This window comes from Rhizobium sp. SG_E_25_P2 (assembly GCF_029892285.1).
In the GTDB taxonomy this organism is placed as follows: Bacteria; Pseudomonadota; Alphaproteobacteria; order Rhizobiales; family Rhizobiaceae; genus Rhizobium_E.
On record NZ_JARXVM010000005.1, the window covers coordinates 170,189 to 196,578 of the forward strand.

Genomic DNA, 26,390 nt, shown 5'->3' on the forward strand with positions numbered 1-26,390 from the left:
CCTAAAGTCCGTACCGGCTCCACCAGAGCCGCTCCTCCGCCGTCGCGATCGCGGTTTCCGCCGCGCCCGCGCCGATCTCTCCACCCAGCCGCGGCGCGACAGCGCGTCCCGAAATCATCCGGGCCACAAAACCGCGCGAAGCCTCGACCGTCTCGATCTCGACCTTGTCACCATAGCGCAAGCGAAGCTCGGTTTCCATGTCGCCGATCGCGTCGACGAGACCGAGCGCCAAACCTTTCTCGCCCGACCAGAACAGGCCGGTAAACAGCGTGTCGTCATCGGCAAGCTTGCCGGCGCGGCGTTCCCTCACCATGTCGATGAACACCTTGTGCACGTCGAGTTGCAGCGATTTCAGATGCGCGACATCGCTTTCCCGTTCGGGCATGAACGGATCGAGCACCGACTTGTTTTCGCCCGCGGTGTAGATGCGGCGTTCGACGCCGACTTTCTTGATCAGTTCGGTGAAGCCGAAGCCGCCGGAGATGACGCCGATCGATCCGACGATCGAGGTCGGATCCGCAATGATTTCGTCGCCGGCAAGCGCGATCAGATAGCCGCCCGACGCCGCGACGTCCTCGACGAACACCAGCACCTTCTTCTCATGCTGCTTGGCGAGCGCGCGGATCTTGAAAAAGATCTGCCGCGACTGCACCGGAGATCCGCCGGGCGAATTGATGGCGATGGCCACTGCCGGCGCTTTTTTTGTCTCGAAGGCTTCTTCCAGAAGCTCTTCCACATTGGCCAGATTGAGGGCCGGCCGGAACTGGCTGCCGCCCGCCTGGATCACGCCCGACAGCCGCACCACGGGTATCTTGACCTTTTTCTTGCGGAAGCGGGCGGGGATGAGACGGCTGAGAAAACCCATGGATAGTTCCTGATCCTGCGTGCGGTCGTTCAGACCGATATAGGAGAGAGCGAGTAGCTTTGAAAGGCCTAACGGCGTGGCCCGAGCCGACGATAGGCTGCGCGGCCATTGTTGAGGTCGTCGACCTCAGCCAGAAATTTGTGCGAACCCTCCGGATGCATGAAGATTGGCGCGCGAAACACCGGCCGCGCCCGTGATCCCTTGACGCCGCTGACCAGCAGCCGGATGGCGTTTTCACCCTGCCGGGGATGAATCATGGTGAATTCCAGCCCGCCGAAGCGCTTGCCGCAGGCTGTGATGATATCAGCGATCGATTCTGGCCTTGCGATCAGCGACATCTGCCCGCCGGGTTTCAGGATGGCGCCGGCCGTGCGGATCCAGGCGTCGAACAATCCGTCCAGCAGCACATGCGCCTCCGCCTTCAGTCCATCCGGGGCGCGCCGGTCGCCGGCATGGTTGAAGGGCGGGTTCATGATCACATGGTCGTATATGTCGTCCGGCAGGCCTGCGGCCACGCGTTCGCGGCCTTTCAGCGTCACATCGGCTTCGATCAGCCGGGCGCGGGCGGCGACAGGAGCATTCTCCGGCAAAGCCAGCGTTTTCTCCGCATAGGCGACCATGTCGGGCGATTTCTCGATCAGCGTCACCCGCGCTTCTGGCAGGCGCACGGCAACGCCCAATCCCGCCGCACCCGCGCCCGCGCCGAGATCGGCGACCTCGATCGGCCCGTCCGCATCCACCATGGCGGCCAGCAGCATGGCGTCCATGCCAGAACGATGACCCCGACCCTTGGGCTGGACCAGATAAAAACGGCCGAAATGAAAGGCGTCGATCGTGTCGACGACGTCGCCGTCCACGGCTTCGAACTGACTTTCGCTCATCTCAACTCGCCGCCCAGACCCGCGTCATGGAGCATGCGGCGGGCTTCCTCAATGCGCTCGTCCTCCACCAGAAGACGTCTCTGCAATATGCCGATGGAGCCTTCGAGCACGCTCATGCCCTGATCCGCGATAAAACAGACAATGTCCCGGTCCTCGAGCAGGCTCACGGCGTAGGACAGGGCCACCGGGTCGTTGCTGCGCATGATTTCGATCACTTCACGCTCCCTCAGGGTCAAATTTTGTCAATTCATGGGCGCCGGGGCAATTCGCCTCTTGCCGCTAGGCCCCTTGGTTTTTATGGTCCGCCCAAAGAATTCAACAGGAGCCGGTTCTTTGGGCGTGGTCATACCGCTTGATGAAAGCAAAAACAAACAGGCGTCCATCAAGCCTCTGGTCGATCTGACCAAGGGCGATATGGAGCGCGTGAACCAACTCATTTTGTCGAAGGCTGGTTCCGACGTCCAGATGATCCCGGAAGTCGCCAATCACCTGATTTCCTCAGGCGGCAAGCGCTTGCGCCCGATGCTGACGCTGGCTGCGGCCAATCTGTTCGGCTACAAGGGCGAAGGTCACGTCAAGCTCGCGGCCAGCGTCGAGTTCATGCATACGGCGACGCTTCTGCATGACGATGTCGTCGATGAAAGCGACATGCGCCGCGGCCGCAAGACGGCGCGGATCCTCTGGGGCAACCAGGCGAGCGTGCTGGTTGGCGATTTCCTGCTTGGCCAGGCCTTCAAGATGATGGTCGAGGTCGGCTCGCTGGATGCGCTCGATGTGCTGGCCACCGCCGCCACCGTCATCGCCGAGGGCGAAGTGCTGCAATTGTCCGTCGCCAAAAATATGGAGACGACCGAGGACGATTATCTCCAGGTCATCCGCGCCAAGACGGCGGCGCTGTTTGCCGCCGCCGCCGAAGTCGGCCCGATCATCGCCGGCGCCAGCAAGGCCGATCGCGCCGCGCTGCGTTCCTACGGCATGAATCTGGGTCTCGCCTTCCAGCTGGTCGACGATGCGCTGGATTACGGCGGCAAGGCGGCCGAACTCGGCAAGAACACCGGCGACGATTTCCGCGAAGGCAAGATCACCCTGCCGGTCATCCTCGCCTGGCGTCGCGGCTCCGAGGACGAACGCGCCTTCTGGCGCAACGCCATCGAGGGCGGCGAATCGACCGACGAAAATCTCGAGCGCGCCATGGGGCTGATCACCAAATACGGCTCGCTGTCCGACACCATCGCCCGCGCCAACCATTACGGCACCATGGCGCATGACGCGATTGCGGCTCTGCCAGCCTCGCCGCTCAAATCGGCGCTGATAGACGTGATCGAATTTTGCATTGCGCGCGTCAACTAAAAGCCCATTTCGCCCTGTAGCGCCGGATGCTGAGCACGCATCCGGATCTCTTGTGAGGGCTGGCGAATTGTGGTCTTAAGGACGCTTATGATTTGCGTCGTCGGCTTGCATGCCGCTGCCGACGTCGCCACATGCGCGAGGCGGAATGCGCAAAGCGCATCAATGAAAGGCTGTCGAATGGCATTCTTGAACATCGGCCGGTTGAAGTTCGGCACGGCACTGGGGCTTCTTCTCACCTTGTCCGCGCCGGCTCTCGCCGTCGAGGCCGCAAAGCCCGAAGCGGCTGCGCCCGAGATCAGCTTCGACATCGAAAGCGTCGACACTTTCGCCGGGGCGTTTCTCGCCGGCCGCACCGCCGATGGCGACTACGATTACGAAAGCGCGATCACGCTCTACCGCACGGCGCTGAAATTCGATCCTTCCAATCTGGAAGTTCGCGAACGGCTGATGATCTGCCTGTTCATGAACGGCGATTTTGACGAGGGCGTCGCCGAAGCGGTGAAGCTCAAGGACGACCCGGCGGTCGAGCGCATCGCCAAGATCGCCCGCGGCATTGATGCGATCCGCAAGAAGGATTTCAATGAAGCCTATAAATTCCTGAAATATGAAGGTCCCAACGAACTCGACCGCATGATCAACACGCTGATCGTGGCTTGGGGACAATTCGGCGAAGGCAAATCCAAGGAGGCCATCGCTTCCGCCATTGGGCTCAAGGGTCCAGAGTGGTTTTCCGTCTTCCGCAATTACACCGCCGGCATGATCGCCGCTGCGGCTGGCGACATCGAGACTGCGCGCAAGAAGCTGTCGGAAACGGTCGCCAACCGCGAAGAGGGCACGGCTGCGAGCGACACCTATATGCGCGCGGTCATCGCGCTGGCGACGCTCGAAGCGCGCGCCGGCAATCGTCAGAAGGCGCTCGACGCCATTTCCTCGGGCGAAGTCTTCGCGCCCGGCTATATTCCTCTGCAGGCGTTCCGCAAGAAAATCGAAGCGGGCGAAAAGCCCGAATTCGCGATTTCCGACGCGACCCAGGGCATGGCCTCGGTGCTATTTTCCGTCGGCGGCGCGCTAAACCAGTCGCTGGCGAGCGCACCCGACCGGGCCAGCGCCCAGGACATCGTGACCTTTTATCTGGTGACGGCCAACGCGCTGTCTCCTGCCGACGCCGACACGGCCGTGCTGCTCGGCGGTCTGGCTGAGGCCAACGACAAGCCGGAAAAGGCGATCGAATGGTATCGCAAAGTGCCGGAAGGTTCGATCCTGCGCCGCATCGCCGATCTTCAGCTCGGCCTTAACCTCGCCGGCACCGGCAAGACCGAGGAAGCGCGCGAGCATCTGAAGGCGGCCATCGCCGCCGACCCGCGCGACACCCGCGCCTATCTCGCCTATGGCAGCCTGTTGTCCGACAACAAGGAATATGCCGAAATGGCCGCCAATTACGACAAGGCGGTCGAAGTCATCGGTCCTATGCCCAAGCGCACCGACTGGTCGATCTTCTTCCAGCGCGGCATCGCCTATGAGCGTCTCAAGAAGTGGGATCTCGCCGAGCCGAATTTCCGCAAGGCGCTGGCGCTGTATCCGGATCAGCCGCAGGTGCTCAACTATCTCGGCTATTCCTGGGTCGACATGAACATCAATCTCGCCGAAGGCCTTGAGATGATCCGCAAGGCCGTCGATCTCAGGCCCGACGACGGCTATATCGTCGACTCCCTGGGCTGGGCCTATTACCGCCTCGGCCGCTACGATGACGCGGTCTCCGAACTTGAGCGGGCCGTGGATCTGCGCGCCTCGGACGCCACGATCAACGACCATCTCGGCGACGCCTATTGGCGGGTCGGCCGCAAGCTCGAAGCGATCTTCCAGTGGAAGACCTCGCTTGAGCTGAAGCCCGAGCCGGATATGATCCCCAAGCTCGACAAGAAAATCCGCGAAGGCCTGCCTCCGGTCGAAGCCAGCGCGGAAACGACCAAATCGGTCAAGATGGCCGAGACGAAAGCGTCGGCGGCGCAAACCAAGGCCGCCGAGGCCGCGAAGCCTGCTCCCGCCGCTGAAAAGCCAGCCGATGCTGCTCCAGCCGAACCTGCGGCGGTTCTGCCGGCAGCCGAGCAAGAACCTGCCGCTGCGCCGGCGGTCACGGAAGTCGCTCCCACGGCCGAGGCCGGCGCGCATACAGTGGTCAATGGCGACAGCCTTTGGACCATCGCGCGGGACCGTCTCGGCGACGGCCATCGTTTCCGGGAGATCATCGAACTCAATCCGGATCTCAAGCGCCGGCCGGATGCGCTGAAGCCGGGCCAGGTGCTGAAACTGCCTGCCAAGAACTGACAGTTCTCGCCGAGGGGCGCGCCGTCATGCTCGGGCTTGTCCCGAGCATCTGCACCGGCTGAAGTGAAGTTCGAGCGTCTTTGTTTTCCGTGGCAGACTCTCGGGACAAGCCCGAGGGTGACGAACTGGGTGGCTGGCCGTCCTGTGTCAGGATGCGCCGCAGGCTGTATAAAGCCGCCGCCCAATGCAGGGTGATCCATGATCGAAGAATTCGCGCCCGCGAAAATCAATCTCGCGCTGCATGTGACGGGTCAACGCGCAGACGGCTATCATCTCCTCGATTCGCTCGTGGCCTTCGCGGCCGCCGGCGACCGCCTTAGCTTTGCTCCGGCGGAGCAGGATGGCTTCAGCCTGTCGGGCCGTTTCGGGCCGGCCCTCTCGCCTGACGACGCCGGAAACCTGGCGCTCAGGGCGCGAGACGTGCTGCGAGCCCTGGCGACCGAGATGGGCCGCGACGTCGGCTGCGTCCATATCCATCTCGAAAAGAACCTGCCGATCGCCTCTGGCATCGGCGGCGGCTCTGCCGACGCCGCCGCCGCCTTGCGCGGACTGAACCGGCTGTGGAATCTCGGACTCGGCATGGAAAGCCTGCGGGCGTTGGGCCTGCCGCTCGGCGCCGATGTGCCGATGTGCGTCGAGAGCCGCCCGCTGGTCGCCCGGGGCATCGGCGACGACATCAGGCTGCTTGCGGATTTTCCCGCGCTTCATATCCTGCTCGTCAATCCGCTGGTCGAGGTGTCGACGCCGGCAATCTTCAGGCGGCTGACGACCAAGACCAATCCGCCGCTCGCACTTCCCAGCGATGAGGCAGGGCTCTCAGACTGGATCTTCGCGCTTCAGTCGGCGCGCAACGATCTGCAGCCGCCGGCCGAACAGCTTGCGCCGGAGATCTCTGAGGCAATGGCGCTTCTCACGTCCACCAATCCGCTTCTGGCCCGCATGTCGGGCTCCGGCGCGACCTGTTTTGCGCTTTACGCCGATCAGGAGAGACTAACGGCCGCGATGCGCGCGCTTGAGGCGGCGCGGTCGCAATGGTATTGGCGGGCATGCGCATCAACAGGGGAGATCTGACATGTCCCGCATCGACGACACCAGGCCCTTCGTCCCTGTCGGTATTGCCGTGCTCACGGTCTCGGACACTAGAGCCATTGCCGATGACCGCTCGGGCGACACGCTGATCGCGCGCATTGAAGAGGCCGGACATCGGCTGGAAGCCCGCGCCATCGTCAAGGACGACAAACTGGCGATCTATGATCAGGTGAAAGCCTGGACGCTCGATGACCGCATTGATGTGGTCATCACCACCGGCGGCACCGGCTTCACCGGCCGCGACGTGACGCCTGAAGCGTTGGAGCCACTGTTCGAGAAGCGCATGGATGGCTTCTCCGAAGTGTTCCACCGCATTTCCTACGACAAGATCGGCACCTCCACCATTCAGTCCCGCGCCACAGGCGGCGTCGCCAACGCCACTTTCATCTTCGTGTTGCCCGGTTCGCCCGGCGCGTGCAAGGACGCCTGGGACGGCATTCTCAAGCTGCAGCTCGACTACAGGCACATGCCCTGCAATTTCGTGGAGATCATGCCGAGGCTCGACGAGCATCTCAGGCGCGGCAATGGATAGGATCCTGATCAGCGCCTGTCTGCTCGGCGCGCCGGTGCGATATGATGGCAAGGGCAAGTTGCTCGTCCATCCGCTGATCGAGCGTTGGAGGAATGAAGGGAGGCTGGTGTCCTTCTGCCCCGAACTGGCAGGCGGTTTCCAAACCCCGCGACCAGCTGCAGAAATTGCCGCAAACGCCTCCGGCGACGCCGTGCTTGCCGGCGAGGGCAAGGTCATCGATGTCGAGGGCGCCGATGTGACCGCTATGTTCGTGGAGGGCGCGCGACAGGCGCTCGCCAAGGCCCGCGCCGAACGCTGTCGCCATGCGCTGCTGATCGACGGCAGTCCGTCCTGCGGCTCGTTGAGCATTTATGATGGCCGGTTCTTGGGCGAGCGCCATCCGGGTCGTGGCGTTACCGCCGCTCTGCTCGCGGCCAATGGCGTTGAGGTCTTCGCGCCCGTGGATATTGATCGTCTTGCGGCGCTGTTGTCGCCGGCTTGATCACGGAAGCCGCAATTGCATTTTTCCGGGGTCGAACGGCGGCGGAGCGGCTTTGGCTTCTTCAATCGGCGGCGGCATATGCTGCATGTCGGCGCTGACCGCAGACGTTGTGGCGTCGCGGTCGATGATCGGCGTCTCCACGGGCAATGGTTCCGTATCCGCAACGGCGGCGTCGAGGCCCGCGGGCGCCTTGCTGACCATCACCACAGGCGATCCGCCCATCCAGGCCTCGGTGCGATAGATCATTTTCTGGCCGTTGACCGTGCGGATCTCGATTTTCTGCTCGCCGGGCCTGAGCATGGGACCGGTGTCCACGACCTTCTTTTCGGCCATTTGGCCGCAGGCTTCGCAGCGAATGAATTCGACGCTGCGACCGGATCGATCCGTCGCCTTCACATCGATAGACCCGGCGAAAGCCGGCGCGGACATAGCGGCGAAAGCGGCAATGATGGCCAGACGCATGACAGGCTCCCGAAAACGAATTTCCAGGAGCCTATGAAAAATCTATTAAAGTCCGGTCAGCAACGCTGGTAAAGGAAGTGTTAATCGCGCTCGCGCGCCACAGCCCGCCAACCGATGTCCCGGCGGCAGAAGCCGTTATCCCAGCGGAGATCGTCGATGCCGCGATAAGCCTTGCTCTGCGCCTCCGAAACGCTGTCGCCAAGCGCCGTGACATTGAGCACGCGCCCACCAGTCGCCACGAGATGTCCATCCTTGAGCGCGGTGCCCGCGTGGAAGACATGCAGATCCGCCGTATTTTCCGGCAGCGCTTCGATCGGCGTTCCCTTGTCATAGGCGCCGGGATAGCCCTTGGAGGCCATCACCACAGTCAGAGCCGTCTCGTCGCGCCATTCCACTTGTGCGCGGTCGAGTTCGCCCTTGGCGGTCGCCAGCAGAAGCGCCAGAAGATCGGATTTCATCCGCATCATCAGCACCTGGCATTCGGGATCGCCGAAGCGGACATTGTATTCGATCAGTTCCGGCCCCTTGTCGGTGATCATCAGGCCGGCGAAAAACACGCCGCTGAACGGATGCCCCATCTCCGCCATGCCGCGCATGCTCGGCTCGATGATGTCCTTCATCGTGCGCTCGACGAGTTCAGGCGTCATCACCGGGGCGGGGGAATAGGCCCCCATGCCGCCGGTGTTGGGGCCGGTGTCGCCGTCGCCGACGCGCTTGTGATCCTGAGCGGAGGCGAGCGCCAGCGCCGTCTTGCCATCACAAAGCGCAAAGAAGCTCGCTTCCTCGCCGTCGAGAAACGCCTCGACCACCACTTCGGCGCCGGCGGCGCCGAACGCGCCTTCGAAACAATCATCGATAGCCGCGCAGGCTTCCTCGACGGTCATGGCGACGGTCACGCCCTTGCCTGCGGCGAGGCCATCGGCCTTGACGACGATCGGCGCGCCCTGAGCGCGGACATAGGCCTTGGCCTTCGGCGCATTGTTGAAGCGTTGATAGGCGCCGGTCGGAATGGAGAAACGCGCGCAGAGATCCTTGGTGAAGCCCTTGGAGCCTTCCAACTGCGCGGCCGCCTGCGAGGGACCGAAACAAAGGAAGCCCTCGCTGCGCAACACGTCGCTCAAACCGGCGACCAGCGGCGCTTCCGGTCCGAACACGACGAAATCGATGGCCTTGTCCTTGCAGAAAGCGACCACCGACCCATGGTCGTCGACATCCAGGGCGACCAGTTCGGCGTGATCGGCAATGCCGGGATTGCCGGGCGCGACATAGAGTTTGCCGAGAAGCGGAGATTGCGCCAGCTTCCACGCCAGGGCGTGTTCGCGCCCGCCCGAACCGATCAGCAGAACCTTCATGCGCAGCCTCCATTGGAACTTTCGGGCGGTTTAACCCGGTGGGCGGAAAGGTCAAGGCCTGGAATTGTGAAGACAGGCGCAAGACAGCGTTAGACATCTGGTAACCAAATCCGTTAGGAAGGTTTTATCGTAAATGTCGGCATAACAGGCTTCGTCAAAGTCAGGCGAACGCCAGTAGGAGGTTTCCTTGTCCCGTCGCGCCCTAGTTCTCGCCGCCGCTCTCGCCACGCTTCCCATCTCCGCGCTTGCGGAAGACGGTCAGTATTTCTGGTCGGGCGACTGGTATCTGAAGGCAGGCGCCGCCGGTTTCGTCGCGCCGCGCTTCGAGGGCTCCAAGAGCTATATCCTTCAGGCGTCGCCGATCATTTCGCTCAGCCGTCAATCCGCCACGGCGCCGCGCTTCAGTTCTCGCGACGACAATCCCTCCTTCGCCGTGTTTGAAAACGACATGATCCGCGCCGGCGTGACCGGCAAGCTGGTGATGCCGCGCGATCGCGATACATCTGATGATCTCAAGGCGTTGAAGGCTGTGAAGTTCGGCATGGAAGCCGGCGTGTTCGCCGAAGTCTATCCGACCGATTGGATGCGCTTCCGCACCGATATCCGCCACGGCATCCGCAGCCATAACGGCGTTGTCGCCGATCTTGCGCTGGACGCCTTCATGGATGTGACGCCGACCGTGCGCGTCTCCGCCGGCCCACGCCTGTCCATCGCCTCCGACGATTATATGGACGCCTATTACAAGGTCACCAACAAGCGCAGCGCCAAGCATGGCCTGTCGGCCTACGATCCCGATGGCGGCTTCAAGTCGGTCGGCTTCGGTTCCGAGGTGGTCTGGAAGGCGACCGATCGCATCGAGGCGGGCGTGTTCGGACAATACAACCGTCTCGTCGGCTCCGCCGCCGATTCGAGCCTGGTTGAGGAGCGCGGCTCCAAGGACCAGTTCGTGTTCGGCATTTCCTCGAGCTACAAATTCGGCTTCACTCTGCCCTGAGACGCAATGCCCGCTTGACGCGAGCCGGTCTGTCATGGTCATGGCTTAGGGCATGACCAGCCAGATCTCCGACAACGGCCGCGTGGCCGACGCGCCTTCCGACAACTGGGTTTACCGCGCTCTGCCGCGTTGGGCCTGGCCCTATGCGCAGCTTGCGCGATGGGACAGGCCGATCGGCTGGCAGCTTTTGATGTGGCCCTGCTTCTGGTCCGCCGCGCTGGCCGCCAATGCCGCGTTGTCCGAAGGCCGGGCCGTGTTCTGGCAGTTGGTTGGCCACCTCGTTCTGTTCTTCATTGGCTCGGTGGCCATGCGCGGCGCCGGCTGCACCTATAACGATCTGGTCGATCAGGATATCGATATGGCCGTGGCGCGCACCCGCTCGCGGCCCTTGCCGTCGGGTCGCGTCAGTCGGCTGAACGCCAAGATCTTCCTGGCGCTGCAGGCGCTTGCGGGCCTTCTGGTTCTTCTTAGCTTCAACGGATTTTCAATCCTGCTCGGCATTCTCTCGCTCGGTGTGGTGGCGATCTATCCTTTCGCCAAACGGTTTACGGATTGGCCGCAGTTTTTCCTGGGTCTCGCTTTTTCCTGGGGCGGGCTGATGGGCTGGGCGGCGGTGTTCGGCGGTCTGTCCTGGGCTGCCGTCTGGCTCTATCTCGCAGCGGTCGCCTGGACCATCGGCTATGACACGATCTACGCCCATCAAGACAAGGAAGACGATGCGCTGGTCGGCGTCCGCTCCACTGCGCGCCTGTTCGGGGACGCGACCAAGATCTGGCTGACAATCTTCTTCGCGCTGACGCTGCTGCTGCTCGCTTTATCCTTCGGCGCGATCGGCGTCTCTTTTCCCGCTTGGTTGGGTTTGGTCGTCGCCGCAGCGCTGTTTGGCTGGCAATTGTTGATTCTCGATATCGACGACGCGAGTCAGTGTCTGGACCTGTTCAAATTCAATTCCATTGTCGGTGCGGTGGTTTTCGCGGGACTGTTTCTATCGCTTCCCCTTGCGTGACCTGAGCAGCGCTGTTGCATAATTGTGTGAAACTGACCGCATATCTGGAAAAGCTCTGCGATATCGTGAGGTTAAATTGACAGCCTCCCGGCCCTATGGGAAACAACCTATAATTTACCATGATTTGCTGGGGCTTCGGGGCGCATGTCTGATTCTCAAACGCTCGTAGATAAACTTCTTGATATTCCTTACTTTGCTGATCTTGTCGAACAGAACGGCGTGGATTGGCTGACCGATCTCCTCGAAACGCTTGAAACGACGGATTATGATGTCGAGGCGCTGACCTCCATCCTGTCGTCCAGTGATGAGGAAGACGCGTCCGACGAGATTTCGTCATTGCTCTCCTCGGCCACTAGCAGCATGTCGGACACCGACCTGACGGTCGATGCAGCGGACGAATCTTCCGACTCCGAAGATGCCGACGACGAGGAGGAAGAAGAAGATTCCGTTCTCGCCGCCGCCAGTCGGTCTGATGCCGCCGCTGAGGATGACGAGACGACTGACGAGTCCGACGAGTCCGACGATGACAGCGCGTCCGATGACGGCTACGTGGATTGGGACGGCGAAAAAGTCACGACCTTCTCGAACGCTGTCAGCGCGCCGCCGACTTTTCCCGAAGATGATCCCGGCAAATACACCTATTTGAAGAGCTTGTACTATGAGCGTCGCATGAGCCATGACTTTGGCGATGCGGCTAGTGATTTTGGTCTGAACGGCTTTTACCGCAAGATGAATCTTGGCGGCGGCAACGACCGGATCTTCACCACCTCCCTGCAGAGCGACGATCGCTTTGTGTCCGACAGCTACCATGTTTCGGGCGGCGAGGGGTCGGATACGCTGATCCTGCAGGAAGGTAACGGTTTCAACGTTAAACTCGACGGCTGGTCAAATTTTGGCGCCTATGGTGGTTGGGTTGAGATCACTGAAGTCGAAAACATCATCGGCTCGGCGGGCGACGACACCATCACTGGCACTGACGCCGCCAATATTCTCGAGGGCAGCGACGGCGACGACACGATCATCGGCCTGAAGGGCAATGACACGCTGACCGGCGGCGAAGGCGCCGATGCGATCACCGCAGGCGTGGGCGACAATACGATCGGCGGGGGCTCCGGCAACGACACCATCATCGCCGATGCTGGCAACGATACGATCGATGGCGGCGACGGCGCGGATTCCATCGACGGCGGCGAGGGCGACGACGTGATCGCCGGGGGCGATGGCGCAGACACGATCTTTGGTCAAGCGGGTGTGGACTCGATCGACGGCGGCGAAGGCGCAGACGTGATCGACGGCGGCGACGGCGTGAGCACGATCCTGGGCGGCGCTGGTTCCGACACGATCACCAGCGCGGCGGGGGCCGATGTGATCGACGGCGGCGACGACGACGACCTCGTCAAGGCGGGCAACGGCGCCAATTCCGTCGATGGCGGCGCAGGCGACGATACGATCGTCACCGGTGACGGCGACGACACCATCATCGGCGGCGATGGAGCCGATGTCATCAAGGCTGGCGATGGAAGTTCGTCCATCAAGGGTGGCGATGGCGACGACAAGATTACCGCTGGCGACGGCACATTCCATTCCGTCTTCGGCGGTGCGGGCGATGATCGTATTGAGGTTGGAGCAGGCGACGCCGTTCTCGATGGCGGCGACGGCTCAAACCGCATCATTGCCGGCGCCGGCGCGCATACGGTCACGGGCGGCGAAGGCGACGACCGTATCGAGCTGGGCGACGGTGATAATTCGATCTTCGGCGGGGCCGGGGCGGATACGATCACTCTCGGCAAGGGGTTCGACACCATCACGGCTGGCGATGGCTCGGACACGATCAACGCGGGTGATGGGGGCGCTTCGATCTCTGGCGGGGCTGGGGACGACACGATCACCATCGGCGACGGCAAGTTCCACACCGTCCTTGGCGGCGAGGGCAGCGACCGCATCACCATCGGCGATGGCGACGCTTATCTCGATGGCGGCGACGGCTCCAATCGCATTATCGCCAACGACGGAGATCATACGGTGATCGGCGGCGAGGGCAAGGACCGCATCGTCCTTGGCAATGGCGACAATTCGATTTCTGGTGGAGCCGGAGCCGATACGATTATTGTCGGAAAAGGCTTCGATACCGTCATCGGCGCCGACGGCGCGGATATCATCAGGGTCGGCGATGGAGGCTCTTCCATCGACGGCGGCGAAGGCAATGATGATATCACGGCCGGCAATGGTTTCGACACTGTCAATGGCGGCGAAGGCAACGACAAGATCGACGTGGGCGATGGCGGCAGCACTGTAGTCGCCGGTATCGGCGACGATACGATCATTGCCGGCGCGGGTATCGACTCCATTCTTGCAGGCGTTGGCGCCGATCGGATCGAAACAGGCGCAGGCGACGACTATATCGACGCCGGTTCGGGCGACGACACCGTCAAGGCTGGCGATGGCGACGATCGGATCAATGGCGGCGACGGCGCGGACAAATTATATGGCGATGCGGGCAACGACACGATCAACGGCGACGCCAACAATGACGTGATCAATGGCGGCGCCGGCTCAGACCGGCTGTCCGGCGGCGACGGCGCCGACGTCATCGATGCCGGCGACGGCAATGACACGGTGTCTGGCGGTCTCGGTGACGATACGATCACCGGCGGGGCCGGCGTCGACGATATCGACGGCGAAGATGGCGATGATGATCTTGATGGCGGCGCCGGCAATGACAATCTCGATGGCGGCGACGGCAACGACCTGATCAACGGCGGTCTGGGAGACGATAGCATCGTCGGCGGGCTTGGAAACGATACGCTGACCGGCGGCGAAGGCGCGGATGCCGTCTATGGCGGCGAGGGCAAGGATGTCTTGAGCGGCGGTATCGGCGACGACACCATTTACGGTGAGGCCGGCAATGACCAGATCGATGGCGGCAACGGCGCCGACACGATTTCGGGCGGCGCGGGCAACGACACGATCACCGGTGGCGCGGGCCTGGATTCCATGTCGGGCGGCGACGGCGAAGACGTCTATGTCTATAGCTCGACGAAGGACAGCGGTCGCGTTGACCTCATGGACTTCATCTCGGACTTCAGTGTCTCCGAAGACAAATTCGACTTCAGCGAGTTCACTCAGGCCGACGAATTCGTCTTTAAGGGTGACGACGACTTCACCGGCGGCGGCACGGCGGAAATTCGCTACGAGAAGATCTCGGGCGATACCTTCGTTCAGCTGGATCTCGATGGCGATGGCGTGGTGGACATGCAGCTCCAGCTCGACGGATCCCTGACATTGACCTCGTCGAACTTCTCGTTCTGATACCAGAATGTAAAATGGCGCCGAAAGGCGCCATTTCACGGCCGGGGCTGTATCAGTCGCGGGCGAAGATCTCGCGGCCCTGAATTTTCATGCTCACGCCGAGATCGCCGGTCTTGCGGCGCACCAGGAAACGGGGGCGGCGGCTGGCGAAATAGGAATGGCGACGGCGCGGCTTTGCCGAGCGCGCAGCGACGTTCAACAAGTGATCATCCAACTGCCGCGCCACACCGTCGGCCTCGACCATCAGCATCGGGATGCGATAGGCTTCCGACCAGGCTCGCCAATCTGCGGCGATGTCGTAGAGGTCATGGGCGACAAGCAGCGGCACGCAGAAATTGGGATCAGTGTGGTGCAGTTCCAGCGTGACGGTGACTTCGCCATTGCCATGATCAATGGCGCGGGCGGCGACGCCGGCGAAGACGCGGGACGGCAGGGCGATGGTGAGCGGCAAGCCGCTACCGGTCAACATGCGCCGCATGACTGCGCCGCGCTCGTCGAGCGTCACAGTCACTTTGTCTTCTGCGCTGGCCACTTCATAGGTCAGCTGTTGGGGAAACAGGCCCGGATCGAGCCTCAGGACATCGGTGGCCCAGGACGGTTGCATGACGGTGTTCGGCATTTTTCTTGACCCTGTTTTAGCTTGAGAGCTTCTGCTCTTCTCTGCGTTGGGACTTTGCGTCCTCTTTGATGGGGTCAGAATAGGCGGCGTCTGTTTTAGCCGACTTAAAAACTCTGGTTAAAAAACCTTTGTTGTGACAGATGGTTAGCAATTGCCCACCTGAATTGGTTTCATCCGGGTTTACGCTTGCGCTTCAATTTCTCCGGATCTGTCGACGATTTGTAAAGCAATCGACAGCGGCTATCGACTGGTGTCTTGGGACCTCATAATCACCGGTAAGTTTCAGATAAGAACTCTGTGAGACAATCAGAAGGCGCGCGCGAAGGGTCTGTCATGGTCTCCACTTTTCTCACCTACGAAAACGTCAATCGGAACTACAAGGCCAGTCTCGACCGTGTGAAGAGCGACGCCGCGACCTCGCGCGAGGCGCAGTATTATCAGGAGAATATCGGCAAGGTGAAAACCGTCGACGAGTTCGTCGATGATTACCGCCTCTATTCCTACGCCATGAAGGCCTATGGTCTTGAGGACATGACATATGCCTCCGCCTTCATGAAGAAGGTGCTGAACAGCGACCTCACCGACGACAACTCTTTCGCCAACAAGCTGGCCGATCAGAAATATCGAGATTTTGCCGCCGCCTTCAAATTTTCGAGCAATGATGCGCCCATTGTCCAGACCAGCAACCAGATCGACGGCGTGATCGACTCCTATCAGGACGAGATCGACAAGACCAACGAAGAGACCGCCGCCGCCAACGCCTATTACAAATCGGCGATTTCGGAGGTGAAGACGGTCGATGATCTGCTCGACAATTCGGGCCTGCGCGACTACGCGCTCAAGGCCTATGGGGTGGACTCCCCCTATTGGAGCAAAGACTTCCTCACTAAGGTGTTGACCAGCGATGTTGACGATCCCGCGAGCTTCGTCAACCAGTTGACCACGGCTGATCGCAGGAACTACCAGGCGATGGCCAAGGCCTTCAATTTCAACGCCTCGGGCGCGCTCGACAGCGGGGTTGCCGCTCAGACTGCGGATCAAACCGCCGATACGATGTTCGCCTATACGAGCACGGTGCCCGGCCGCACGACGCCGGCGCTCGCAACGCTCAACAAGGAATATTACGAGACCAAGATCGGGACGATCACCTCGGTCGACGAACTCGTCAACGACAGCCGTATGTTTGACTATGTCCGCAATGCCTATGGTTTGCAGGACGTGACGCTGCGCAGCACGCTCAAGAATATCCTGACATCAGACCTGTCGGATCCCGCCAATTACGCCACCACGATGGGCGGCGCGAAATATGAAAAGGTGGCGGCCGCCTTCAATTTCGACACGGACGGCGCGATCAAGGGAACTGATGGGGCCCAGACGGCCAGCCAGCTTACGGAAACGTCAGCGGGTTATCTCATCGGTTATGACGACACACAGCAGCAGACCGACGACGATCTCTACGACTATTATCGGCGGACGATCAGCACCGTTGAGAGCGTGGACGATCTTGAAGGCACCCCCAAGCTCTATGATTTCGTGTTGTCCGCCTTCGGTTTCGACGGCGCGACGAAAAAGACCGACATCGAGAAGGCGCTGACTAGCGAACTCTCCGATCCCACGAGTTTCGCGAGCGCCAACAAGGACAAGCGGTTCCAGGCGTTGACGGAAGCCTTCAACTTCGATGCCGAGGGCAATATGGAGGCGCCCAATCTGGCGCAATCCCAGGCCAATCTCCAGCAGATCGCCAAGGACTATGTCGTTCGCAAGACGCGTTTCGGCAATGACGATGAGAAAGAAAAGGCCACCGAGGAGGCCAGCTATTACACCAAGACCATGCAGACGATCACCAATCGCGACGACTTCCTCGCGGACACGCGCCTGACCGACATCGTGCTCGAAGCCTATGGGCTTGATCCCAAGGATGTCAGCAAGGATTTCCTCAAGCAGGTCATGACCTCGGATCTGTCGGATCCAGACAGTTTCGCCAATCAGCAGACCGATCACCGCTTCGTGGAGATCGCCTCAATGTTCAATTTCACCGAGGATGGTGGTATTGCCGCAAAGACGCCTGGCGTGCAGGACGAGCATGGCCGGCTGACCACCGAATATCTCTATCTCCAGGAAAGCCTGGAAGACGAGACGGGGGCAGGTAGCGTCGGCGCCCAGCTCGCGCTGTATTTCCAACGCATGTTCCCGAGCGTCAACACGGCCTACGACATTCTCGGCGACAAGGCGCTGCTCGAAGTATTCCGGACCGCCTACCAACTGCCGACGGAAATGTCCTCGATGGACATCGACAAGCAGAGCGCGCTGGTCGAGAAATACATGGATTTCGAAGAGCTCCAGGATCCCGAAGAGCTGCAGAAATTCATCACCCGTTTTGCGGCCATGTATGATCTGCAAAACGATACGAGCAGCAATTCGGTGGTCAGCCTCTTCAGCAATTCGTCGTCGTCGATCAGCGCGGACACGCTGCTGTCGATCGCGCAGCTCAGAAACAGCTGATCGCGTTTCACTCCCGCATAAAGCCCGCAGACTGAACCGTGCTCCATGGGATGGCAAGATTCCGATTGCGTCGTGCCGATCATCGATATATCCATTTGGATATCACGAGAGGGAGATGGAACGGATGTTGCGACGGAATGTCTTGAGCGCGTTTATCGCCGCGATGGTGGCAATGGCGGGAGGCGGCGCGGCATTGGCCGAGCAGGCGAAAAGCCTGACGGTGTTTGCCGCCGCCAGTCTCAAGGGCTCGCTCGACAAGGCTGCCCAGCTCTATCAAAGCAAGACCGGGGTGAAGGTCGCCATTTCCTTCGCCGCCAGTTCGGCGCTGGCCAAGCAGATTGAAGCCGGTGCGCCGGCCGATCTCTTTCTGTCAGCGGACCTGAAATGGATGACCTATCTGGTCGACAAGGGCGCGGTGAACAAGGAGCAGGTGGTCAAGCTGCTTGGCAACCGCCTGGTGCTGGTGGGCGCGCCCGATTTCTCCAAGCCGCTGACCATCGGCCAGAATTTCCCGTTGGCCGAGGCGCTTGGCGACGGACGCATAGCCATGGGCGAGCCGAAAAGCGTGCCGGCCGGCAAATATGGCCGCGAGGCGCTGGACTATTACGGAGTCTGGAAGGCCATTGAGCCGAAAGTCGCCGCCGCCGATAATGTTCGCGCTGCCCTGCAGCTCGTGGCGCGCGGCGAAGCGCCCCTCGGCATCGTCTACGAGACCGACGCCAAAGCCGAAGCGGGCGTCAAGGTCGTCGGCGTCTTCCCGGAAGAAAGCCATGCGCCGATCATCTATCCGATCGCGCCGATCGCCCACGCGACCAACCCGTCGACCCAGGATTTCCTGTCTTTCCTGACTGGTGCGGAGGCCCAGGCGATCTTCAAACAGGCTGGATTTACCGTTCTCGCCGGGTCATGATTGGCGCATGGCGTTTTCGGATGAAGAATGGGTTGCGATTGTCTTGAGCCTGAAAGTGGCGGCGCTGGCCGTCACGCTCAGTCTGCCGCTGGGCATAGCCGTTGCCTATCTGCTGTCGCGGCGTGATTTCTGGGGCAAGACCCTGTTGTCGGGTCTGGTGACCCTGCCGCTGGTCCTGCCACCCGTGGTCACCGGCTATCTGCTGCTGATCGCGTTCGGCCGCAAAGGCGTGTTCGGCTCAGCGCTGGAAAGTCTGGGCATCGTCCTGTCGTTTCGCTGGACCGGGGCGGCGCTCGCCGCCGCCGTCATGGGCTTCCCGCTTCTCGTTCAGGCGATCCGCATTTCCATGGAAGCCATTGATGGGCGGTTGGAGCAGGCGGCCCGCACGCTGGGCGCTTCTCCGTTCTGGGTGTTCCTGACCGTCACCTTGCCGCTCTGTCTTCCCGGCATTATCGCCGGCGTGGTGATCGCCTTTGCCCGGTCGCTGGGCGAGTTCGGCGCCACCATCACCTTCGTCTCCGCCATTCCCGGAGAGACTCAGACGCTGGCCTCCGCCATCCATACCGCGCTTCAGGATCCCGACGGCGAGCCGCAGGCTTTTCGTCTGACGCTTCTCTCCATCGCGCTCAGCATGCTGGCGATCTTTCTCTCGGGCTATGTCTCGCGCCTCATTGCCGTCCGCTTGGGAGCCCGGCCATGATCGAGGTGGATATCCGCCATCGCCAGGGCGATTTCGCGCTGTCCGCGCAGTTTTCCGCCGAGGGCGGACTGACGGCGTTGTTCGGCGCGTCGGGATCGGGCAAGACCACGCTGGTGCGCATGCTGGCCGGACTGACGCGCCCCGATCACGGCGTCATCCGTGTCGGCGACACGGTCTGGAGCGACGCCGGACGCGGCCTGTTCACGCCGCCGCATCGCCGCCGGATCGGCTATGTCTTCCAGGAAAGCCTGTTGTTTCCGCATCTCACCGCCCGCCAGAACCTGCTTTATGGCCGGTTTTTTTCGCGCGGCAAGAGCCGGATCAGCGAAAGCGATGTTATCGAACTTCTCGGCGTCTCGCGGCTGTTGGCGCAGCGGCCGGCCACGCTCTCGGGTGGGGAAAAGCAGCGCATCGCCATAGGGCGCGCTCTTCTCTCCAATCCGCGACTGATCCTGATGGACGAGCCGCTGTCGGCGCTCGACCGGGCGCGCAAGGCTGAAATCCTGCCTTATATCGAGCGCATCCGCGACGAGTTCGGCATCCCGATCGTTTATGTCAGCCATTCCGTGGAGGAGGTGGCGCGACTGGCGAACCGGATCGTGCTGCTTGACGAGGGCCAGGTGATGGCAGTGGGTGCGCCGGGGGAGGTGCTGGCGGGGGTGAGTGGGCTGACTGAACCGCTGGCGCCGCAGGCGGTCATCGAGGCGCGTCTGGTCGGTCACGATCCCTATTACGGCGTCAGCATCGCCGAGATCGGCGCGCATCTGATCACCATCCAGCAGGTCGCAGCTCCCATCGGGGCCATGCTGCGGCTCCGCATTCCCGCCACTGACGTTGTGCTGTCGCAGTCGCGGCCGGTGGGATTGAGCGCGCTCAATATCCTGCCCTGCTTTGTCAGAAAGATGTCCACCGAGGGACGGCAGGTTCTCGTGACACTGGATTGCAATAGTCAGACGCTTCTGGCCCGGATCACGCTTCTTTCCGCTGAGCGATTGGAGCTTGCGCCGGGAGACGTCATCCACGCCATCTTCAAGGCGGTGACGGTGGAAGGCGCGGGGATCTATCGCGAAGGCTGATCGGAGTCGGATGCGGGGGCCGCCTCTGTTTCAGCCTCATCCACTCGCATATTAACTTCCATCCAGGCGAGATCGCCGCGCAGCGCCTCCGCCGTGCGGGCCTCCATCGCCCGGAAACGGGTGAGCAGTTCTTCGCCGAACGGCGTCAGCGCAGCGCCGCCGCCGGATTTGCCGCCATGCTTGGTGGCGATTACGGGCTCGATGAACAGATGGTTGAGCTCATCCGCCAGCAGCCAGCCGCGCCGATAGGACATGTCCATGCGCTGCGCCGCCTGGCGGATCGAACCGGTCTCGCGGATCAACTCCATCAGTTGCGCCTTGCCGTGGCTCAGCGGCGCGCCACCGGGAAAGGTGAACCGCAAATTGGTGCGAATGCGGCCCGTCATGGCGTCCGGATCACCTTGTCGGGGTTCATGATCAACGCCGGGTCGAACGCCTTCTTGATCCGCCGCATCAGGTCGATCTCGATGTCGGAGCGGATCTCCGCCAATTCATCGCGCTTCAATTGCCCAATGCCGTGCTCGGCCGAGATCGAGCCGCCGAAATCCAACACCAGCGCATGCACGATGGCGTTGATCTCGCGCCACCTGTCGATGAAGGCCTGCTTGTCGGCGCCGATCGGCTGGGAAATGTTGTAATGGATGTTGCCGTCGCCGAGATGGCCGAAAGCGCAGATCCGCGCACCGGGAATGGCATCCATCACAGCCTGTTCCGCCTTCGCCATGAAGGCGGGAATGGCCGACACCGGCACCGACACGTCATGCTTGATCGAGCCGCCCTCGGGCTTCTGGGCGTTGGACATGCTTTCGCGCAGCCTCCAGAAATCGCGCGCTTGTTGGCTGGAGGCTGCGATGGCGGCATCCCGGACGAGCCCCGCCTCGAAGGCCTCCTCCATCAGACTGTGCATCATCGTCTCCGCAGCCTCGGCGCTGTCCGAAGTCGAAATGTCGATCAGCGCATACCACGGATAGGCGTCTGACAGTGGCTCGCGGACGCCTGGGATATGCTTGACGGTGAACTCGACGCCAATCCGCGCCATCAGCTCAAAACCGGTCAGCGAGGAGCCGCAGATCGCCGACGCTCGTTCGAACAGCGAGAGCGCTGCCTCGGCGCTGTTGAGCCCGGCAAATGCGACCTGATGGCCGCGCGGGCGCGGAAACAGCTTCAACACCGCTCCGGTGATCACGCCAAGCGTGCCCTCGGCGCCAATGAACAGGTCGCGCAGGTCGTAACCGGTATTGTCTTTTTTCAGCTTGCGCAGCCCGTTCCAGATTTCCCCGGTCGGCAGCACCACTTCGAGCCCCAGGCAGAGCTGGCGCATATTGCCATAGGCCAGCACCTGCGTGCCGCCGGCATTGGTGGAGAGATTGCCGCCGATCTGGCAGGAGCCCTGCGAGCCCAGCGACAGCGGAAACAGTCGCTCATGGCACGCCGCTTCCTCCTGAATGGTCTGGAGAATGCAGCCTGCATCAACAGTCATCGTATTGGCGGCTGCGTCCACGTCACGGATGCGATTGAGCCGCGCCAGCGACAGAAGCACGTCGGCGCCGCCTTCACGCGGCGTCTGGCCGCCGACATGGCCAGTATTGCCCGATTGCGGCACGATCGGCGTGCCGGTCTCGCTGGCGAGCGCCATGATCGCCGAGACTTCCTCGACAGTGCCGGGCTTGAGCAGGAGAGGGGAGGCGCCGAAATAGAGGCCACGGGTCTCTTTCAGATGCGGGGCGATTTCGGACTGGTCGGTAATCGCATATGCCTCGCCGACAATGGCCATGAACCGGTTGAGAAGCGTCTGGTCGAGCATGCCTTGTCCTTCTGGCCTCTGACTGTTCAGCTTTTGGGAGCCGCCGCTCTTGAAAGCCGGTCGTTGATCGCCTCGCCCAGACCATCCATCGGGATCGGGGCGAACACGATGGCTGCGGGCGCCAACGCATCCGCCTGCTTCATCATCGCGAACAGATTGGCGGCCGCTTCGCGCAGGTCGCCACGCGGGCTGAGATCCAATTCTTCTACGGCCATGTCACGGCCGGCGATGTCCTGGCCTGCAAAATTGATCAGCGCCTCGCCGGGCCTGACGCAATCCACGTCGAGGCGCACGCCAACATCAGGCGCATAATGCGAGGCCAGCATGCCCGGCGCTTCGATCGCCGCGCCATGATCGGCGCGAATGAGCTGCACGCCGAGCACGGCTTCGATCTCGGCTGCGTCGAGCCCGCCAGGCCGCAACAGCTTGGCTTCGCCGCCTTCGATCTTGACGATGGTGCTTTCGACGCCGACCGCCGCCGAGCCGCCATCGAGCACAAGCTTGATCCGGTCGCCGAGATCATCAGCCACATGGGCGGCGGAGGTCGGGCTGATCCGCCCCGAACGATTGGCCGAGGGCGCGGCGAGCGGCTTGCCATAGGAGGCGATCAGCTCACTGGCGAAACCGCGCGGGCAGCGTAGACCCACGGTCGGCAGGCCTGCGGTGCAGAGATCATGGATGTCGCTGTCCGCCTTCAGCGGCAGCACCAGCGTGAGCGGCCCGGGCCAGAACGCTTCGGCCAGCTTTCGCGACAGCGAATCGAAATGGGCGTGGCGCTCGGCCATGGCGAGATCGGCGACATGGGCGATCAGCGGGTTAAAGCGCGGCCGTCCCTTGACCTCATAGATGCGGGCGATGGCGTCGGGATTGGTGGCGTCGGCGGCCAGCCCATAGACGGTTTCGGTGGGCATGGCTATCGGCTCGCCAGAAGACAGGATCTCGACGGCGCGGGCGAGCGCCGCGTCCTTATGTGTCTCAATGTCGATAATGTCCGCCATGAAGCCGTCTTTCGTCAGGCCTCGCCTATAGCGCGGGCAGAGCGGCTTGCCAAGTTGGCAGTCTTCAGAGCGCGCGGATGATCCGGCGCAACTGATCTTGCTTGGCGCCCAGCATCAGCACATTCTTAAACGCCACTTTGGGATCCTGCGTGCGGAACAGCAGGCCATTGCCGCGCACACTGGTGTTGATGGTCAGCTTCTGCTGGTCCTCGTCCTTCTCCACGGCGACGGCGAAATACATGCGTTCGGCGCGCATGTTGATCTTCTCGAAGGTCAGATGCTCGACCTCGATATCGGCGAAGAAATTGGCGATGTAGAAGGCCCATTTCACGTCCTTGAATTCCGCGAAACTGGTCTTGGCGGCGGTAACGTGGCAATAGCCGAGATGCGGCGTTCCCTTGAGCGTGCGATGGAAAACCAGCTTAGGGAACCGGATCGAGCGGTGAAAGCCGTTCAGCCGCTCATGCGTGCGTTCGCCGGCCGTCGTCAATTGCTTGCCGGCGCGTTCGGCCACTTCCTCATAGCTCAGGTAACGTTTCTGTACGCCGTCCCAGCTGGGACGGTTGCGGTCGATGCGACCGGTCCGCAGGAAATCGGAATGGACGGTCGGCTTCTTGGGAGCCTGCTCCTCCTTCTTCTTTTCCTCGAAATATCGCAGTTGCGCAATCATTTCGGTCTTGGATGTCGGTTGTTCCTGGGCTTGCATTCGCTCGCTCTACGCTCTCTCACTTGCTTGCAGGCTAGAGGCGCATGATTACGCGAGGCTTGCCCCAAGGCCGTGAAACTCAACGAAAATATTGCGCTGTCTCGGTTTCCGAAGCCGCCTGCTCGCCACCAGAGAGCGTAAAGCTCGCCCCACCGATATGGCTCACGCCGAGCGCGCCCTTGGCGCTGACCAGATATTGCAGCACGGGCGGCCGTTCCGGCAGAAGTTCGCCGCGGCTCCAGGCGCGGGCGAGCGTCGCCCGGTCGCCTCCAGCGGAATTGACGTCGATATCTTCCTGCGCGCCGTCGATGCGCATCGGGCAGGCTTTTTCGTCGCAATTGGCGATCGAGGAGAATTGCCAGAGGAAATAGTTTTCCCAATGGCCCATCGGGAATACGCCCTTGATCTCCGGCTTGTAGCGCGCATACCACAGCGGCAGGCGCGACAGCAGCGGATGCTCCTCACGTTTCAGCGCGATCAATTTCGCGGTATCGTGATTGGTGTAAAGCACGGGATAGCGCCCGGTGCGCGCCTTGATATGGCGGGCGAAGATCTCGGCGTCCTCGAGCGACATGTATTTTTCGGTGTCGAGGCCTTCGATGTCGAGCGCCATGAGATCGTCGGGCGCGGGGCGGGCGTAATCGAGAAAGTGATTGGCCTGGTCGATCGGGTTGCCGGGCCGGGCCAGATGATAGGCGCCCCACAGCAATCCGTTCTGCCGCGCGAGCAGCCTGCGGGTCTGGTAGAGTTCCCGGCTGACCGCATATTTGCGCCACATCGTCTTGCAATGCGCCGCCGTGTCGCCCTTATGCGGCTTGGAGCAATCATAGACTTCCGGCAAACCATCGGACGCCTTCGAGATGAAGCCGGCGATGCGCTTGTTGGCGACCAGCTTTTCCCAGTCGAGAATGTTCAACTCGTAAGCGTCGAGCACGATCGCCTTTCGAGGGTCCTTCCAGGGCTCGTCATCGGCCGCTCGCGCGGCGGGAAGGCCTGCCAGAAGGGCTGTCGCCAGGGTGATTGCTCGAAATAGGTTCATGCTCGCCTTGCCGGTTTGTTGAAAGCAAAGCGTGCGCCAGTAAGGTTAACAAGTGGTGAGAATGCGACCGGCTTCAGAAAAAGTCGGGCGTCATCATCAGCGCCATCGAACCGACGATGGCGGGCGGAAGGATATAGGGAACGCTCTTTCGCTTCAACTTGCCGAGCATGGTGCGAAGAAGAAGAACCTGGGCCGAATATTTGCGGCGGCAGAAGGCGATCTTCCGGACATAATCGTCGATCTCCCACAGCGCGCGGCTGCCTTGGGCGAAATAGGCGATGTCGCCCGCTTTCAACACGCGCGTCGCGCTGTCCTCCGTCGTCACCCGCACCGCGCCTTCGAGAATGACCACCGTCTCCTCGTCATGGAACGTCCACCAGAAGCTCCCGGCGCTGCATTCCCAGATCTTGGTCTCTGCTCGGCCGTCGACGCTGGGCGAATGCAGACCTGCCCGCGCTCGGGGGGCGCCCGAGACAATCCATGCCGGATTGATGGGGGCGTCTTCAAGCGTCACATCCTCCGGGCGTCCCGCCACGAACGAACCGTCAAGCGCTTTCAATGTGCCTGTACTCGCCTGAGCCATGTTCAAATTCCCTTTCTCCCGATGAAACCGTCATCGCACAAAATCCTCGCGGAACCTTTGATGAGGTCGCTAAAGTTTTAGCCGGTTGGCGTTCTTTTGGGTCAGTATCGCGTGTTTGCCGGTCTGCTGTTCCGAAACGGGCCACCTTGCCCCCGTCGGCGCGTTTGGGTACCGATGAGACAGACGAAGGTTATGCATAGGGAGAGACCGGCATGAAGATTTTGGTGATCGGCGCGAGCGGCGTGCTCGGCTCAGCCGTGGCGCGCGAATTGTCGGCGCGCCATGAGGTGATTTCCGCCTCGCGCAATGGCGACGTAAAAGTCGACGTCAAGGATGTCGACAGCATTCGGGCGATGTTCAAGACGGTCGGCGAGGTCGATGCAGTGGTCTCCGCCGCCGGCAAGGTGCATTTCGGCCCGCTCAAGGACATGACAGCCGACCTGATGGCGGTTGGCGTCAAGGACAAGCTGATGGGCCAGGTCAATCTGGTGCTCGAAGGGACCCCTTATGTTCGCGACGGCGGCTCGTTCACGCTCATCTCCGGCATTCTCGGTCACGACCCGATCCGCGCCGGCTCCAGCGCCAGCCTGGTCAATGGCGCGATCGATTCCTTCGTGAAGGCCGCAGCCATCGAACTGCCGCGCGGAATCCGCATCAATGCGATCAGCCCGACCGTGTTTGAGGAATCCATGGAAGGCTACGGCCCGTTCTTCCGCGGCTACAAGCCGGTCCCCGTGGCCGACGCCGCGCTTGCTTATTCGAAAAGCGTCGAAGGCGCCCAGACCGGGCAGGTCTATCGGGTCTGAG

The 26,390-nt window shown here is 61.8% G+C and carries 25 protein-coding genes; 13 read left to right on the plus strand and 12 right to left on the minus strand.

Going from position 1 to position 26,390, the window contains the following annotated elements:
• Position 1 precedes the first annotated feature (1 nt).
• The 3 genes from M2360_RS09635 to M2360_RS09645 form a co-directional block, all read right to left on the minus strand.
• Positions 2-865 carry a S49 family peptidase gene (locus M2360_RS09635; protein WP_280774760.1) on the minus strand — a complete coding sequence of 288 codons (864 nt, stop codon included), beginning with the start codon at positions 863-865 and terminating at the stop codon, positions 2-4.
• A gap of 68 nt (positions 866-933) precedes the next feature.
• On the minus strand, positions 934-1,722 hold the full coding sequence (locus M2360_RS09640; RefSeq protein WP_280774932.1) for a methyltransferase: 789 nt from the start codon (positions 1,720-1,722) through the stop codon (positions 934-936).
• Positions 1,723-1,742: 20 nt separating this feature from the next.
• Positions 1,743-1,961 (minus strand): DUF2007 domain-containing protein, encoded by a 219-nt coding sequence (locus tag M2360_RS09645; RefSeq protein ID WP_280774762.1) that lies wholly within the window; start codon positions 1,959-1,961, stop codon positions 1,743-1,745.
• A gap of 118 nt (positions 1,962-2,079) precedes the next feature.
• Between M2360_RS09645 and M2360_RS09650 the strand changes: the two genes are divergently transcribed.
• The 5 genes from M2360_RS09650 (at position 2,080) to M2360_RS09670 (ending at position 7,523) form a co-directional block, all read left to right on the plus strand.
• On the plus strand, positions 2,080-3,096 hold the full coding sequence (locus M2360_RS09650) for a polyprenyl synthetase family protein (protein ID WP_280774764.1): 1,017 nt from the start codon (positions 2,080-2,082) through the stop codon (positions 3,094-3,096).
• A 177-nt stretch (positions 3,097-3,273) separates the two neighbouring features.
• Complete coding sequence (locus M2360_RS09655; RefSeq protein WP_280774766.1) at positions 3,274-5,421, plus strand: tetratricopeptide repeat protein; 2,148 nt, start codon at positions 3,274-3,276, stop codon at positions 5,419-5,421.
• Positions 5,422-5,619: 198 nt separating this feature from the next.
• On the plus strand, positions 5,620-6,492 hold the full coding sequence (locus M2360_RS09660; protein ID WP_280774767.1) for a 4-(cytidine 5'-diphospho)-2-C-methyl-D-erythritol kinase: 873 nt from the start codon (positions 5,620-5,622) through the stop codon (positions 6,490-6,492).
• Position 6,493: 1 nt separating this feature from the next.
• On the plus strand, positions 6,494-7,042 hold the full coding sequence (gene moaB / locus M2360_RS09665; protein ID WP_280774769.1) for a molybdenum cofactor biosynthesis protein B: 549 nt from the start codon (positions 6,494-6,496) through the stop codon (positions 7,040-7,042).
• Positions 7,035-7,523, plus strand: a complete 489-nt coding sequence (locus M2360_RS09670) for a DUF523 domain-containing protein (protein WP_280774771.1) — start codon at positions 7,035-7,037, stop codon at positions 7,521-7,523. Before moaB ends, M2360_RS09670 begins: the two co-directional genes overlap by 8 nt.
• Here the strand turns inward: M2360_RS09670 and M2360_RS09675 are convergent, their stop codons facing one another.
• Together M2360_RS09675 and purD are read right to left on the minus strand one after the other, a co-directional pair.
• Entirely contained in the window at positions 7,524-7,985 is a 462-nt protein-coding gene (locus M2360_RS09675) for a plant virulence effector HPE1-like domain-containing protein (protein ID WP_280774772.1), read from the minus strand.
• 80 nt (positions 7,986-8,065) lie between these two features.
• Positions 8,066-9,337 carry a phosphoribosylamine--glycine ligase gene (gene purD, locus M2360_RS09680; RefSeq protein ID WP_280774773.1) on the minus strand — a complete coding sequence of 424 codons (1,272 nt, stop codon included), beginning with the start codon at positions 9,335-9,337 and terminating at the stop codon, positions 8,066-8,068.
• Between the two features lie 187 nt (positions 9,338-9,524).
• On the opposite strand from purD, the gene M2360_RS09685 reads away from it, so the two are divergent.
• The 3 genes from M2360_RS09685 (at position 9,525) to M2360_RS09695 (ending at position 14,646) form a co-directional block, all read left to right on the plus strand.
• Positions 9,525-10,331, plus strand: a complete 807-nt coding sequence (locus M2360_RS09685) for a MipA/OmpV family protein (RefSeq protein WP_280774774.1) — start codon at positions 9,525-9,527, stop codon at positions 10,329-10,331.
• A gap of 52 nt (positions 10,332-10,383) precedes the next feature.
• A complete protein-coding gene (ubiA, locus tag M2360_RS09690; RefSeq protein WP_280774776.1) occupies positions 10,384-11,337 on the plus strand; it encodes a 4-hydroxybenzoate octaprenyltransferase in 954 nt (317 codons plus the stop codon).
• A 144-nt stretch (positions 11,338-11,481) separates the two neighbouring features.
• Positions 11,482-14,646 (plus strand): M10 family metallopeptidase C-terminal domain-containing protein, encoded by a 3,165-nt coding sequence (locus M2360_RS09695; protein ID WP_280774778.1) that lies wholly within the window; start codon positions 11,482-11,484, stop codon positions 14,644-14,646.
• Positions 14,647-14,698: 52 nt separating this feature from the next.
• Here M2360_RS09695 and M2360_RS09700 read toward each other — a convergent pair whose 3' ends face one another.
• On the minus strand, positions 14,699-15,265 hold the full coding sequence (locus M2360_RS09700) for a DUF6101 family protein (RefSeq protein ID WP_280774780.1): 567 nt from the start codon (positions 15,263-15,265) through the stop codon (positions 14,699-14,701).
• A gap of 333 nt (positions 15,266-15,598) precedes the next feature.
• Between M2360_RS09700 and M2360_RS09705 the strand changes: the two genes are divergently transcribed.
• From M2360_RS09705 to modC, 4 genes are all read left to right on the plus strand, one after another.
• Positions 15,599-17,767, plus strand: coding sequence for a DUF1217 domain-containing protein (locus M2360_RS09705; protein WP_280774782.1), 2,169 nt, complete (start codon positions 15,599-15,601; stop codon positions 17,765-17,767).
• Positions 17,768-17,882: 115 nt separating this feature from the next.
• Positions 17,883-18,677, plus strand: coding sequence for a molybdate ABC transporter substrate-binding protein (modA, locus tag M2360_RS09710; protein ID WP_280774784.1), 795 nt, complete (start codon positions 17,883-17,885; stop codon positions 18,675-18,677).
• Between the two features lie 7 nt (positions 18,678-18,684).
• Positions 18,685-19,377, plus strand: a complete 693-nt coding sequence (gene modB, locus M2360_RS09715) for a molybdate ABC transporter permease subunit (RefSeq protein ID WP_280774785.1) — start codon at positions 18,685-18,687, stop codon at positions 19,375-19,377.
• On the plus strand, positions 19,374-20,453 hold the full coding sequence (gene modC, locus M2360_RS09720; protein WP_280774788.1) for a molybdenum ABC transporter ATP-binding protein: 1,080 nt from the start codon (positions 19,374-19,376) through the stop codon (positions 20,451-20,453). The genes modB and modC overlap by 4 nt, the downstream gene beginning before the upstream one ends.
• On the opposite strand, the gene M2360_RS09725 is transcribed toward modC, so the two are convergent.
• The 6 genes from M2360_RS09725 to M2360_RS09750 all read right to left on the minus strand — a co-directional run bounded on the left by M2360_RS09725 (position 20,438) and on the right by M2360_RS09750 (position 25,583).
• Positions 20,438-20,839, minus strand: a complete 402-nt coding sequence (locus M2360_RS09725) for a winged helix-turn-helix domain-containing protein (RefSeq protein WP_280774789.1) — start codon at positions 20,837-20,839, stop codon at positions 20,438-20,440. The genes modC and M2360_RS09725 overlap by 16 nt on opposite strands.
• Complete coding sequence (locus M2360_RS09730; RefSeq protein ID WP_280774792.1) at positions 20,836-22,257, minus strand: FAD-binding oxidoreductase; 1,422 nt, start codon at positions 22,255-22,257, stop codon at positions 20,836-20,838. Before M2360_RS09730 ends, M2360_RS09725 begins: the two co-directional genes overlap by 4 nt.
• A 26-nt stretch (positions 22,258-22,283) precedes the next feature.
• Complete coding sequence (locus M2360_RS09735; RefSeq protein ID WP_280774793.1) at positions 22,284-23,255, minus strand: L-threonylcarbamoyladenylate synthase; 972 nt, start codon at positions 23,253-23,255, stop codon at positions 22,284-22,286.
• Positions 23,256-23,319: 64 nt separating this feature from the next.
• Entirely contained in the window at positions 23,320-23,922 is a 603-nt protein-coding gene (locus M2360_RS09740) for a DUF6656 family protein (RefSeq protein WP_280774934.1), read from the minus strand.
• Positions 23,923-24,040: 118 nt separating this feature from the next.
• Positions 24,041-25,000, minus strand: a complete 960-nt coding sequence (locus M2360_RS09745; RefSeq protein ID WP_280774795.1) for a GH25 family lysozyme — start codon at positions 24,998-25,000, stop codon at positions 24,041-24,043.
• A gap of 73 nt (positions 25,001-25,073) precedes the next feature.
• Complete coding sequence (locus M2360_RS09750; protein ID WP_280774797.1) at positions 25,074-25,583, minus strand: cupin domain-containing protein; 510 nt, start codon at positions 25,581-25,583, stop codon at positions 25,074-25,076.
• A gap of 212 nt (positions 25,584-25,795) precedes the next feature.
• Between M2360_RS09750 and M2360_RS09755 the strand changes: the two genes are divergently transcribed.
• Positions 25,796-26,389 carry a short chain dehydrogenase gene (locus M2360_RS09755; RefSeq protein ID WP_280774799.1) on the plus strand — a complete coding sequence of 198 codons (594 nt, stop codon included), beginning with the start codon at positions 25,796-25,798 and terminating at the stop codon, positions 26,387-26,389.
• Position 26,390: the final 1 nt, after the last annotated feature.